Source organism: Vibrio sp. TRT 1302 (assembly GCF_050113875.1).
In the GTDB taxonomy this organism is placed as follows: Bacteria; Pseudomonadota; Gammaproteobacteria; order Enterobacterales; family Vibrionaceae; genus Vibrio.
In genome coordinates this window covers 1-13,682 of the sequence record NZ_JBNJOF010000014.1, presented here as the reverse complement: position 1 = coordinate 13,682, position 13,682 = coordinate 1, and the positions used below count along the sequence as shown (strand labels likewise).

The following is a 13,682-nucleotide window of genomic DNA, read 5'->3' as shown; positions in this document are numbered from 1 at the left end:
ATGGATTTGAATCCAGCAACGGGTCAAAACCGAGTTCTGTTTGAACGCTTCCACCTCGATCTACCTTTGTTACTGGGAATTCTGGTACTGATGGGATTTGGTCTTGTCGTCATGTACAGCGCTAGCGGGCAAAGTTTAGCCATGATGGATCGTCAAGCAATGAGAATGGCTCTCTCCCTTGGCGTGATGTTACTTCTAGCACAAATTCCACCACGCACTTATGAGGCGATGGCGCCGATCATGTTTGCTGGTGGTGTGGTGCTACTGCTAGGCGTGCTCTTTTTCGGTGAAGCCTCTAAGGGAGCTCAGCGCTGGTTAAACTTGGGGTTTATTCGCTTCCAGCCCTCTGAACTGCTTAAACTCGCAGTGCCTCTTATGGTGGCTCGTTATATTGGTAAACGCCCTCTTCCGCCCACATTTCAGACTCTGGTCATGTCATTGGTCATGGTGTTTGTCCCGACCATTCTGATTGCTAAGCAACCCGATTTAGGTACCTCAATACTGATTGCCGCATCAGGCATTTTCGTTATCTTTCTCGCGGGTATCAGTTGGAGAATCATTTTTGCAGCCGCCTGTGGCCTAGGTGCCTTTTTGCCTATTTTATGGTTCTTCCTGATGCGAGAGTATCAAAAGGTACGAGTGAGAACGCTATTTAACCCTGAGTCTGACCCACTTGGTGCGGGGTATCACATTATTCAAAGTAAGATCGCTATCGGCTCAGGAGGCATATCAGGGAAAGGATGGCTCCAAGGTACCCAGTCACAGTTGGAGTTTTTGCCTGAACGTCATACTGACTTCATTTTTGCCGTCATTGCCGAAGAGTGGGGACTGATTGGTATTCTTATCCTTTTAGGCTTGTACCTGTTTATTATTGGTCGAGGCTTGGTGTTAGCCAGCAAAGCACAAACCGCATTCGGTCGAATGATGGCGGGTAGTATCGTTCTCAGCTTTTTCGTTTACGTCTTCGTAAATATTGGCATGGTGAGTGGAATTTTACCTGTTGTTGGCGTACCGCTCCCTTTAATCAGTTATGGTGGCACATCCATGGTAACTCTAATGGCGGGTTTCGGGATACTGATGTCAATTCACACTCATAGAAAAGCATTTTCGAAGGCAATTTAAATGATAAACAAGCGACTACTGCTTACTCTTGTTGCAACTTGTACGGTTTTAGCTGGCTGCTCTTCAGCACCATCAAAACGCTACACCATTGATGATGACATTGCGCCTGATGCACCAATTTCAGTCGATCATATTGAAGATGCTACTCCACAATACGAATCCTATAGTTTAGGAGGTAACAGTAACTACACGCTAAGAGGCAATAGCTACACCATCATTAAAGAGCCTAAAGGCTTCAAACAGGAAGGCATTGCTTCGTGGTATGGTAAAAAATTTCACGGCCACTTAACATCCAACGGCGAAGTCTATGATATGTATTCCATGTCAGCTGCCCACAAAGAGTTGCCGATCCCGAGTTATGTCAAAGTCACAAACAAAGACAATGGCAAGACAGCGATCGTTCGCGTCAACGACCGTGGTCCATTTCACCCAGGCCGTATCATTGACCTGAGCTACGCAGCTGCAACGAAGTTAGATGTGATTAAAACGGGTACTGCCAACGTCGCTATCGAAGTCATTACGGTCGATAAACCAACGCAAACCAATAAACAGGACTCCCTGTCTAAGTTTGCCGTTCAGGTAGCCTCTTCACAACATCAAGATCGCGTTGAAACTTTAGCGCGAGATTTAAGTCAAAAACTATCGGTGAAAAGCTATGTCAACTCGAATAGTAATGTACACCGCGTCTTTTTGGGCCCTTTCGACGACTATATGTCGAGCCAAAAAGCACTAGAAAGAGTGAAAGAACTGGGTTATACCAGTGCTTTCATTAAATCCCACTAGTCCTCAATCCAGTGTACCCCTATTCCTATACTGGTTTGAGAGATTGATTCTGTTAAGATATGGACAGTTAACGATAAACCTGTAGTCAATATGAAAAAAACAACGCTAATTAAATCAGTTTTTGCGTCTTCTATTGCGCTTTCTGCAACCATCGCATCTTCTGCCTTCGCATCACCAATTGTGATGCCAGACGCGCCTCAAATCGCCGCTAAAGGCTACGTTTTGATGGATTATCATTCAGGTAAAGTTTTAGCTGAAAAAGAGATGAACACGAAACTCTCTCCAGCAAGCTTAACGAAAATGATGACCAGCTATGTTATTGGTCAAGAGTTGGAACGCGGTAACATCTCACTGCAAGACGATGTCACCATCAGCAAGAACGCTTGGGCGAAAAACTTCCCTGATTCATCAAAAATGTTCATCGAAGTCGGCACTACCGTAAAAGTAGAAGACCTCAACCGAGGAATCATTATCCAGTCTGGTAATGATGCTTGTGTTGCGATGGCTGAACATATCGCGGGTTCTGAAGATGCATTTGTTGACCTAATGAACGCATGGGCTGACACAATTGGTATGAAGGACACACACTTCGCCAACGTTCATGGCCTAGACAACGCGAATCTTTACTCGACACCTTACGATATGGCACTACTTGGTACTGCGCTTATTCGCGACGTACCGGAAGAATACCGTATCTACTCTGAGAAAAAATTCACCTATAACGGCATTACCCAGTACAACCGTAACGGCCTGCTTTGGGATAAAAGCATGAACGTTGATGGCATTAAAACGGGTCACACAAGCAATGCTGGTTACAGCTTAGTAAGCTCTGCAACAGAGGGTAAAATGCGCCTTGTTGCCGTCGTGATGGGGACTAAAGATGCTAACGCTCGTAAATCAGAAAGTAAGAAGTTACTCAGCTACGGCTTCCGTTTCTTCGAAACAGTCGCGCCTCACAAAGCAGGTGAAACGTTCGTAGAAGAAAAAATCTGGATGGGTAATAAAGACACTGTGGCACTTGGGCTGGATCAAGACACCTATGTGACTTTACCTCGCGGACAAGCGAAAAATCTGAAGGCTAGCTTTATCCTTGAAAAAGAGCTTGAAGCCCCAATAATGAAAGGTGACGTAGTTGGTAAGCTATACTATCAACTAGAAGGTGAAGATATTGCCGAGTACCCACTACTTGCTCTTGAAGACGTAGAACAAGGTAGCCTATTCAGCCGCCTATGGGATTACATTGTCATGCTGTTCAAAAGCTTCTTGTAATCTAAGTACTTAGCAGAAAAAAGCCGCCGTTAGCGGCTTTTTTTATTTATCTCAGTAGTGACTAGCGTGAGCCACGTCTTGAGATCATCTCAGATAGACAGTACTATTCCGCGCTGCTAATAACGACTTTCCAACTTGGAGTTTCAACATGCTGAACATTAACTCAGATGCAAAATTGAGAGACCTGCTTGAGTTTCCTTGTTCTTTCACATACAAGGTAATGGGCTACGCTAAACCAGAGCTGCCAGAAAAGGTTCTTGAAGTCATCCAACGCCATGCTCCAGGTGATTACAGCCCAACAGTAAAACCAAGTGCTAAGGGGAATTACCACTCGGTATCAATCAACATCACTGCAACCTCAATTGAACAGGTTGAAACGCTTTATAAAGAGCTTGGTGAGATTGACATCGTGCGCATGGTGCTATAAAAAATTTGAATACATTCAAATTTTATTGAAAGCAGCGAAAGCTGCTTTCTTTTTAGATATCAATTAGATAAATATCCTGCAAAAACTCTAGGGTTAAAAATGTGTTACTGGCATATAGTTCAATAACCAGAAGCAGTTTATAATCTTTCCACTTTACTAACCGACGATGGAAGAGCGGAATGCAAAACCAGCTTGTTGTGAAACATCTTGGTAGACAGGACTACAAGCCTATCTGGCAAGCGATGCACGATTTCACTGACAATCGAACAGAAGAAACGCCTGATGAAGTATGGCTTGTCGAACACAACCCTGTCTTCACACAAGGACAAGCCGGCAAAGCTGAACACCTGTTGAACACCGGTGATATTCCTGTCGTTCAAAGCGATCGTGGTGGGCAAGTCACCTACCATGGTCCCGGACAACTGGTCGCTTATTTTCTTATCAACCTTCGTCGTAAAAAGCTAGGTGTTAGAGAACTCGTTACACATATCGAGAACCTCGTAATCAACACCCTAAAAGCATACAATATCGAATCCGCTGCTCGACCTGATGCTCCTGGTGTCTACGTCGATGGCAAAAAGATTTGTTCCTTAGGGCTTAGAATTCGTAAAGGTTGTTCATTCCACGGCTTGGCACTTAACGTCAACATGGACTTATCACCTTTCCTACGCATCAACCCATGTGGTTATGCTGGTATGGAGATGGTACAAGTCAGCCAATTAGGTGGACCTGACGATATCGCTCAAGTTGAGACAAAGCTAGTCGAAGAACTGGTGACTTTACTTGGTTATGACCACGTAGAACTAGATACAGCCGCAAAATCGGCAAGCAACAACGAGAAGTAAGAGAAGCATGAGTAAACCAATCCAAATGGAAAAAGGCGTTAAGTACCGCGACGCTGACAAAATGGCTCTGATCCCGGTAAAGAACATGCCTACCGAGCAGAAAGAAGTTCTTCGTAAGCCAGAATGGATGAAGATCAAACTGCCTTCTGACAGCCAACGTATTCAAGATATCAAATCTGCAATGCGAAAAAACAACCTGCACTCCGTTTGTGAAGAAGCTTCGTGTCCAAACCTAGCAGAATGTTTTAACCACGGAACAGCAACTTTCATGATCCTTGGTGCAATCTGTACTCGTCGTTGCCCTTTCTGTGACGTTGCTCATGGACGCCCACTCGCCCCAGAAAATGATGAACCACAAAAACTGGCGAAGACTATTCAAGACATGAAGCTGAAGTATGTGGTGATCACATCGGTAGACCGTGATGATCTTCGTGATGGCGGCGCTCAGCATTTTGCAGACTGTAACCGTGAAATTCGTGCTCTCAACCCTAACATCAAGATTGAAACCTTGGTTCCTGATTTCCGTGGTCGCATGGATATCGCCCTTGAACTTCTCAAAGATAACCCGCCAGATGTCTTCAACCACAACCTTGAAACGGCACCTCGTCTTTATCGTAAGGCGCGTCCAGGAGCGAACTACAAGTGGTCACTGGAGTTATTGAAAAAATTCAAAGAGCAGCACCCTAGCATTCCAACTAAGTCTGGTTTGATGATGGGCCTTGGTGAGACGAAAGAAGAGATCATTGAGGTTCTCAAAGACCTTCGTGCACACGGTGTCACTATGCTGACATTGGGTCAATACCTTGCACCAAGCCGCCACCATTTGCCGGTTGAACGCTATGTGCCACCATCAGAGTTTGATGAGTTAAAAGAAATTGCTCTAGAGCTTGGTTTCACACACGCAGCATGTGGACCATTTGTTCGCTCGTCGTACCATGCAGACCTTCAGGCTCAAGGTTTAGAAGTGAGCTAGAGTAAGTCAATTTTGTGGCAAGGGTCGACATAATAAGTCGACCCTTTTTGTTATCGGTTGTTGAATGAATCACCACACTTCGATAGGCTTAATCTACAACCATTACTACTAAGCGTATTCCAAGGAACTAGTATGAAAAAGTTTGGACTAGCGGCAATGACTCTGGCGGCCCTGTCTGCTGGCTGTGCTTCAAATACCGAGCAAGACAATTTTCGAGAAGCTTCATTTGAGCTTTGCAATACCGAAGTGGAGATCTACTCAGTGAGTGATGACGGTCGCGTGCGCATTGTTTGCTCTGACGGTTCTAAATTCGCACTGACGAATGAAAGCACTCTGGAAACAATGCGTGACATTAATATCGACTACTGTGACGGTGAAGGCTTAGGTAAATTCAACGAAAGCAGTAAGTATTACTCGTTCAAATGTAAGTCTGGCACTCTTCTTAGCCTACCTAAGTAACAGAAAATGACCAATAAAAAGGGCCGATGTTGTCACATCGGCCCTTTTTATTATCTAAGACATTACTACTAAACTACTTAAACGTGCGTACAGAAATCACTGTACCATTTCCCCCGCCCATAGACGTAACCGCCACTTCAAGAGAGTTCATCGACACTATCCCATTGGGTGAGCAGATGACAAAGACATACGCACAAGAGAATCGGTCCTCAAATGGCATCGGAATTTTATTCCAGTAAAACTCACTCGCTCGCGTGTCGACTCGAAATTTACGATAATCCGCAGGTGCAGTAGAGCCGCGCTGTTTGGCGATATGGGCTACGAACACACGATCGACCGACTTGTCTACACCCACCGCCATTTCACAGCCACTAAACGGACCAGAGGCCATCCAGCTCACTCCTGAACCGGTACTGCGCCCAATGACGGCTTTGGTTTCTGCGTAAGGTACCCAAACACCGCGATCCGCCGCTTGATCATCTCGAGTTAGAATATACTTTCCGTTCTTTTCAAGAATCGTAACCCCGTACTGTTTCTCTAAGTAACCATTGGGACTATCGTCAGGCTGGCTAGTTAGGCGATTATCCATTTCGATCTCTTTGCCTATTAGCTTGGTTAAATTTTCTTTCGTTGGCCTCATTCAACTCTCCCACGTCGATATATCGGAACTCTCTGTCTTATAAAATCAAAACGAGGATTATTCAACTTCAACGTAGAAGGTTGAGACAAGTGTAAGATTTCAAATAATAAATCAGTAAGCACCCCGATTTACTGCTACACCGTCATATCAAAGTTCGGCAGTGCTACCTACCTGCGGAAAATAGCGGACTGCCGCTCAAAGAGAGCACGTGACAATTCCCCAAAAAAACAAAAAGCCCCTTAATAAGGGGCTTGTCGTATTTCAAACTGTGTTGGCTCTAGCTCGAGGAAAAGGGGCGGAGTTTACGCTAGTAAATGGGCACCTTTGACAACGAAATAGACCAAGTCAGGTAGAACCATTAAGCGTAAACTGGTAGACGCTTACAGATATCGAGCACCTTCGCTTTCGTTGCTGCGATAACGTCCTCATTACCGATGTTATCTAAAACATCACACATCCAGTTTGCTAGCTCTTTTGCGTCTTCTTCGGTGAAACCACGACGAGTAATTGCAGGAGAACCAACACGGATACCAGACGTTACAAACGGGCTACGAGGGTCATTTGGTACAGAGTTCTTGTTAACTGTGATGTTTGCTGCGCCTAGTGCCGCATCTGCATCTTTACCTGTAATATCTTTGTCAATTAGGTCAACAAGGAATAGATGGTTTTCAGTACCGTTAGAAACGATCTTGTAGCCGCGCTCTTGGAACTGAGCAACCATTGCTTTCGCGTTTTTAACTACGCGAGCTTGGTACTCTTTAAACTCTGGCTCCATCGCTTCTTTGAATGCAACCGCTTTACCAGCGATAACATGCATTAACGGACCACCTTGGCCACCAGGGAAGACGGCTGAGTTCAGTTTTTTGTACATCTCTTCACCCGCGTTAGACAGGATAAGACCACCACGTGGACCTGCTAGCGTTTTGTGAGTTGTTGTAGTGACAACGTGAGCGTGTGGTACAGGCGTTGGGTATACGCCCGCTGCGATTAGACCCGCAACGTGAGCCATATCTACAAATAGGTACGCACCTGCTTTATCTGCGATTTCACGCATGCGAGCCCAATCTACGATCTGTGAGTAAGCAGAGAAACCACCGATGATCATCTTCGGTTTGTGCTCTAGAGCAAGTGCTTCCATTTCGTCGTAGTTGATTTGACCCGCTTCGTCGATACCGTAAGGAATAACGTTGTAGTGTTTACCAGAGAAGTTAACTGGAGAACCGTGTGTAAGGTGACCGCCGTGTGCTAAGCTCATGCCAAGAACAGTATCACCAGGGTTAAGTAGAGCCATGTAAACAGCACTGTTTGCCTGTGAGCCTGAGTGAGGCTGTACGTTTGCGTATTCACAACCAAATAGCTGACATGCACGATCAATAGCCAGAGATTCAGCTTTATCAACGTACTCACAACCACCGTAGTAGCGCTTGCCTGGGTAACCTTCAGCGTACTTATTTGTAAGCTGAGAACCTTGAGCTTCCATTACACGTGGACTTGTGTAGTTTTCTGAAGCAATAAGTTCAATGTGTTCTTCCTGGCGAAGAGTTTCTTCTTGAATTGCTGCGAACAGTTCCGCATCGTAATCTGCGATGTTCATATCACGCTTTAGCATCTGTATCTCCTGACTCAGATTGAGACTTTAAATTGCAAAAAAACCGACCTTTGACACTCACGCAAACGTTTGCATCAAGCTAATGACGCGCATTCTACATAATTTGATCTTTGTCATAAAGAGAAAATTTCAGTTTTTCTCATGCAGTTTTTTCATAATGCTTTACAGGGAATCTCATGTTGAGCACTTATCCGTACGTTTCGCCAGCTAAGTGTCAATTCCATCCTTTACACCCCGTAAAACGATAATTACATAGGTTTACCTTAAATTTCGCTCTCAAGCTACCGAAATCCTATTTTTTTAAATAGTATGCACGCCATTATTTACTTGTTAAATTTCAAATTGATGGAAAAACACTCAAGACGAGAAGATTGGGTCGCAATTTTGACCGGCACCTTTTTAGTCGCCCAAGGCTTCTTCTTTCTCCAATCAGCATCACTGTTGACTGGAGGCACAGCGGGACTGGCACTTTTAGCCAGCCAGATGACCCACTTTTCACTCGGCACTCTGTACTTTATAGCCAACTGTCCATTCTATTTATTAGCGTGGAAGCGTTTCGGTACTCGATTTGCGATTAATAGTGCGATTTCTGGTGCTCTTGTGTCACTGATTACTGATCACCTCTATTTAGTCATCAGTCTAGAGACCATCAACCAAGTCTACTGCGCGATCGCTGGAGGTCTTTTGATGGGATTAGGGATGCTGATTCTTTTTCGCCATCGTTCTAGTTTGGGGGGCTTCAATGTGCTGTGCCTGTTCATTCAGGACAAATTCGGCATTTCGGTGGGTAAATCTCAACTGGCTATAGATTGTGCGATTCTTTTTGCTTCGTTCTTTTTTGTCTCTTCAGAAGTGATTGGTTTATCGATTCTCGGGGCTATCGCTCTAAATCTTGTCTTAGCAATGAACCACAAACCAACTCGCTACTCGGTGACTTACGGTTAATCGTCAATTTCTGCTGCAGATACAATTAAGCCCGCGATCACTCGCGGGCTTATTACGTTATTTAGTTCAGCTCACCATGTGAGCTTCTAGCTTTCACATCATGGCTTAACTCTTTATTCAGTTCAGCCTCGACATGACCTGGTGATTGTGTGCCTTGCGAAATCAGACGATACATGGCAGGGATGACAAACAAGGTAACAAAGGTCGCAAAGCCCATACCGAAGAATATTACTGTCCCTACCGCAACACGGCTCTCATAACCAGCACCCGTCGAAAGAATTAACGGTATCGCTCCCGCTAATGTGGTGAATGCGGTCATCATAATCGGGCGTAAACGACGCGCAGAGGCATCAAGAATCGCTTTTTCGAACTCAATCCCACGATCACGCAGCTGGTTCGCGAACTCTACAATCAAAATACCGTTCTTAGTAACCATACCAATCAGCATGATCATCCCAATCTGGCTATAGATATTCAGTCCCTGCCCCATCAGAAATAGACCAAGAAAACCACCGAATACCCCCATAGGAACCGTAAACATCACCACCAATGGGTTGATAAAACTTTCAAACTGCGCAGCCAGTACCAGATAAGCGACTAAAAGTGCTAACGCAAACACCAATAGAATGCTCGATTGGTTCTCTTTGTAATCTTTCGATTCCCCAGAGTAGCTAACTGAAATATCACTAGGTAGTAGTTCAATCGCTTGCTGGTCAAGGAAATCAAGCGCCTCACCAAGAGTGTACCCGTCCGATAAGTTCGCTGTTATCGTGACCGCTTTTTGCTTGTTGTAGTGAGAGAGTCGAATCGACGAAGCCACTTCTTCAATCTTCGTTACCGCATCAAGCGTAACAAGTTCACCTGATGATGTACGCATGTAGATTTGGCTCAAGTCTGACGCATTGTTAAAGCTATTTTCATCACCACGCAGATAAACGTCATACTCTTCACCTCGTTCGACAAAGGTCGTCTCGCTCTTACCGCCCAGCATGATCTCCAAAGTATCGGAAATGTCTTGTACGCTGATCCCGAGTTCAGCCGCACGCTGTTTGTCTACGCTCACCACTAGCTCTGGTGTTTTCTCAGAGTAGTTAATGTCGCTGCCTTCCATGTAAGGTGAGTCTTCCGCGATCTGCTCCAATTTCTCAGCCCAAGTTTTCAGTTCACTGTAATCTGAACCACCAAGTACAAATTGAACAGGCTCACTTGACCCACCTCTAAACCCTGGCATAAATGGGAACACGCGCACATCCGCCATTCCAGACAACGCCTTACGCACTTCACCTAACGCCTGCTGTGCTGTGACTTGGCGATCATTCCAATCTTCCAGAATCATAATAACGAAGCCGGTCTGATCTCCCGCATTACCACCAAACGCAGGCGATTGGATGCTGAAAGACTTCAGAAAACCTTGCCCAAGCAGAGGCATTAGTCTGTCTTCGACAATGTCCATATTTGCCGCCATGCGATTGTAACTCGTCGCATCAGCACCGCGAACAAACGCAAAAATGACGCCACGGTCCTCAGATGGTGTTAACTGTGCAGGTACTTGTTGCATCAGTCCCCAACTGCCACCAATACAGGAGACAATAATCAGCGGTGCAGCCCATTTCCATTTCAATGCCCCAGTCAATACTCGACGGTATAGCAACTCCAAACGACCAAATACTTGGTCAATGAACAGATTAAATCGATTCGGTTTGACATTCGCTTTAAGCAGCTTACTTCCCAAAACAGGTGTCAACGTCAATGCGATGAGTGAAGAAAAAATCACCGACATCGCAAGCAAAACCGAAAACTCAGTAAATAGCAGACCTACCATGCCGTCCATAAAGGAGATAGGCAGGAACACCATAACCAAAACCAACGTGGTCGCAATAACCGCAAAACCCACTTCGCGGGTCCCTTTGTATGCCGCAAGCAATGGTTTTTCACCATTTTCGATATGATGGAAAATGTTCTCTACAACAACGATAGCATCATCGACAACCAGACCAATCGACAGAATCAACGCCATCAAGGTAATCAAGTTAATCGAGAAACCAAAATAGTAAGCCGCGATAAACGATGAAATCAAAGAGACAGGAACGGTTACCGCAGGGATAAGGGTCGCCCTTGCCTGACCAATAAAAATGTAGAGCACCAAGATGACTAAACCACCGGTAATAAACAAGGTGCTGTACACTTCTGCAATTGAGCGTTCAATGAACACTGTCGAATCATAATCGATCGCTAAACGAGTACCTTGCGGCAGAAACTTCTGGATGTTTTCAACTTCTTGATGGACTAAATCGGCCACTTCTAGTGGGTTGGCATCTGACTGCGGCACAATCCCCATACTGACGTTAACCACGCCATCACTCTTAAACGTCGAGTTCTCGTTTTCTGCACCTATGTAGACATCAGCGACATCTTTTAGGTAGATAGGTGTGTTATCGGATGCGCGCTTGACCACCAGATACTCAAAGTCTTCTGCCTTGTTATAACTACGAGCAGTACGTACCGACATCACAATCTGGTCGTTACGCACTTCACCTCCAGGGCTTTCCATATTCTCACTACGAAGAGCTGACGTAATATCAGATGTGGTTACGCCTCGGCCTGCCATCTGCTCTGGCTTCAACTTGACGTACATAACTTTGTATAAGCCACCCGAGATATCGACAGAGCTGACACCTGAGATAAGACTGAACCTGTCAATCAATACGCGTTCAACGTAGTCCGTTAACTGAGTTCTATCCATTTCAGAAGAACTGAGGTTGATATAGAGTGAGGCTTCACCTGAACCGTTGTTTTTGAACACAACAGGATCATCCGCTTCATCGGGTAGTGAACGCTGGGCACGGGCAACGGCATCACGAACATCACTCACGCCCGTATTGAGGTCATAACCAAGATCAAAAGTGATGGTAATACGCGACATACTGTTGCGAGTTGTCGACGATATCTCATCAATACCACTAATACCCGACAATTGATCTTCTAATACTGAGGTTATCTGGCTTTCAATAATGGTCGCTGAAGCACCTTCGTAGCGAGTACTAATAGAGACCACGGGACTTTCAATGTCCGGCATTTCTCGCACGGCCAGCTTATTAAAGGAAACAATACCGAAAACGCACAACAACAAACTTAAAACAACCGCGGCAACGGGTCGCTTAACTGAAACATCCGACAGCAGCATTAGTTAGCCCCTTCTTGCGGCTTTGCTTTCTCTTTAGGGCGACCATCGCTACCTAACTCAGAAACCACTACGCCATCACGCATATTTACTATGCCCTGCACGACAATTTTGTCGCCAATCGATAACCCTTGCTCTATGACCACTAAGTTATCGACACGAGCGCCCAGCAATACCTCGGTTCGTTTAGCATTGTTGTCTTGATCAATAACATAGACGTAACGCTTAGTGCCCGAATACTCCAGAGCCTGTACTGGAATAATTGGTGCTTCTATAGCAGGGAAATCCATATTGGCTGATACCAGCATGCCGGGTTTTAGATCTTTGGATGGATTACTAAAGTGAATACGCACTCTAAGATTAAGCGTTTCTTGGTTAATACGAGAGTCAATGGCAACAACTTGTCCCTCAAACACTTTATTCTGCCAAGCAGCCGTAGTCGCCGTCACTTTCATTCCTTCAGAAAGCTGTGACAGGTAACGCTCTGGCACCTGAAGATCCAACTGCATCACGGATAGATTGTCCAATGTGAGTAACGCCTCGCCTGCCGTCACCATTTTTCCGCGACTAAAATCGATAAAACCGACGGTGCCTGCAAACGGGGCTGTAATATGAAGATCTTTAAGGTTTGCGTTGGCCGCATCTAGGCGAGCCTGAGCAATTTCCACACTGGCTTTTTGCGCATCGATCTCTGTCTGCGTAATGGCATTGCGTTTAACAAGACGCTCGAATTCTTTCAACTTACGTTGTTCATCTTTCAAATACGCTTTTGCCTCAGCGACAGAAGCGCGAGCTTTATCATCGTTAAGCTGGATGATCATTTGACCTTGGCGCACAGCTTGATTCGCTTTGACAGCAATAGTGTCGACTTTTCCGGCGACTTCGGGAGAGATCTCTACCGATTGCTCAGCTTCCAACTTACCGACCAAGACAAGGGACTGAGAGACATTGTGTGTTTGAACAAGCTCAGTGACGACTGTAACTGTCGAAGGTCCTTGCCTCTTTGCATAAGAGAGTGGTGCTGCTGTAAGAATAGACAGAGACAAAAGACTCAAAACAATTTTATTTTTCATAGTGAGATTCTGCATAGATAAACTAGATATATTGTATCCGCTAAAATCCATTATGAACGTCAAGTAATGTAAAGAGCGAGAAATATTCTGTAAGTGAAGCCGTTGATTGTTTGAGCTTTATGCTCATTTCCTAGCTTCTTTGTCCAAAAAGACATCATTCAATTCAAAAATACAAGAAAAGTCTTTACAGCATTTACGAGTTTGCTATGATGCGCTCCGCACTTGAGCAATGTGTTGGGAAAACATTACTTAAGCTATTCCTTAATGAGAATAGAAAACACCCTGGAGGGGTTCCCGAGTGGCCAAAGGGATCAGACTGTAAATCTGCTGGCACTGCCTTCGATGGTTCGAATCCG

The 13,682-nt window shown here is 45.1% G+C and carries 12 protein-coding genes; 8 read left to right on the top strand and 4 right to left on the bottom strand.

From position 1 onward, the window contains the following. The 7 genes from rodA to ACQEXP_RS15095 all read left to right on the top strand — a co-directional run bounded on the left by rodA (position 1) and on the right by ACQEXP_RS15095 (position 5,878). Positions 1-1,122 carry a rod shape-determining protein RodA gene (gene rodA / locus ACQEXP_RS15125; protein WP_138973406.1) on the top strand — a complete coding sequence of 374 codons (1,122 nt, stop codon included), beginning with the start codon at positions 1-3 and terminating at the stop codon, positions 1,120-1,122. Continuing rightward, positions 1,123-1,905 (top strand): septal ring lytic transglycosylase RlpA family protein, encoded by a 783-nt coding sequence (locus ACQEXP_RS15120; RefSeq protein WP_426970751.1) that lies wholly within the window; start codon positions 1,123-1,125, stop codon positions 1,903-1,905. A 90-nt stretch (positions 1,906-1,995) separates the two neighbouring features. Further along, the gene (locus ACQEXP_RS15115; protein ID WP_138973408.1) at positions 1,996-3,174 is read left to right on the top strand and encodes a serine hydrolase; all 1,179 of its coding nucleotides are present in this window, start codon (positions 1,996-1,998) and stop codon (positions 3,172-3,174) included. A 148-nt stretch (positions 3,175-3,322) separates the two neighbouring features. Next, the gene (gene ybeD / locus ACQEXP_RS15110) at positions 3,323-3,601 is read left to right on the top strand and encodes a DUF493 family protein YbeD (protein ID WP_138973409.1); all 279 of its coding nucleotides are present in this window, start codon (positions 3,323-3,325) and stop codon (positions 3,599-3,601) included. A 179-nt stretch (positions 3,602-3,780) separates the two neighbouring features. Further along, the gene (lipB, locus tag ACQEXP_RS15105; protein ID WP_331416088.1) at positions 3,781-4,446 is read left to right on the top strand and encodes a lipoyl(octanoyl) transferase LipB; all 666 of its coding nucleotides are present in this window, start codon (positions 3,781-3,783) and stop codon (positions 4,444-4,446) included. A gap of 7 nt (positions 4,447-4,453) precedes the next feature. Beyond that, entirely contained in the window at positions 4,454-5,419 is a 966-nt protein-coding gene (gene lipA / locus ACQEXP_RS15100; protein WP_269378082.1) for a lipoyl synthase, read from the top strand. Between the two features lie 132 nt (positions 5,420-5,551). Beyond that, entirely contained in the window at positions 5,552-5,878 is a 327-nt protein-coding gene (locus tag ACQEXP_RS15095) for a hypothetical protein (protein WP_269378083.1), read from the top strand. A 73-nt stretch (positions 5,879-5,951) separates the two neighbouring features. Here ACQEXP_RS15095 and ACQEXP_RS15090 read toward each other — a convergent pair whose 3' ends face one another. Together ACQEXP_RS15090 and glyA are read right to left on the bottom strand one after the other, a co-directional pair. Beyond that, complete coding sequence (locus tag ACQEXP_RS15090) at positions 5,952-6,467, bottom strand: hypothetical protein (protein WP_426970749.1); 516 nt, start codon at positions 6,465-6,467, stop codon at positions 5,952-5,954. Positions 6,468-6,876: 409 nt separating this feature from the next. Next, complete coding sequence (gene glyA, locus ACQEXP_RS15085) at positions 6,877-8,127, bottom strand: serine hydroxymethyltransferase (RefSeq protein ID WP_269378085.1); 1,251 nt, start codon at positions 8,125-8,127, stop codon at positions 6,877-6,879. A gap of 345 nt (positions 8,128-8,472) precedes the next feature. On the opposite strand from glyA, the gene ACQEXP_RS15080 reads away from it, so the two are divergent. Continuing rightward, on the top strand, positions 8,473-9,072 hold the full coding sequence (locus ACQEXP_RS15080; RefSeq protein ID WP_426970748.1) for a YitT family protein: 600 nt from the start codon (positions 8,473-8,475) through the stop codon (positions 9,070-9,072). A gap of 61 nt (positions 9,073-9,133) precedes the next feature. Here the strand turns inward: ACQEXP_RS15080 and vexH are convergent, their stop codons facing one another. Further along, positions 9,134-12,256: a vibriobactin export RND transporter permease subunit VexH gene (vexH, locus tag ACQEXP_RS15075; protein WP_269378087.1), complete on the bottom strand. Its 3,123-nt coding sequence runs from the start codon at positions 12,254-12,256 to the stop codon at positions 9,134-9,136. Further along, positions 12,256-13,326 (bottom strand): efflux RND transporter periplasmic adaptor subunit, encoded by a 1,071-nt coding sequence (locus ACQEXP_RS15070; protein ID WP_426970746.1) that lies wholly within the window; start codon positions 13,324-13,326, stop codon positions 12,256-12,258. Before ACQEXP_RS15070 ends, vexH begins: the two co-directional genes overlap by 1 nt. Positions 13,327-13,682: the final 356 nt, after the last annotated feature.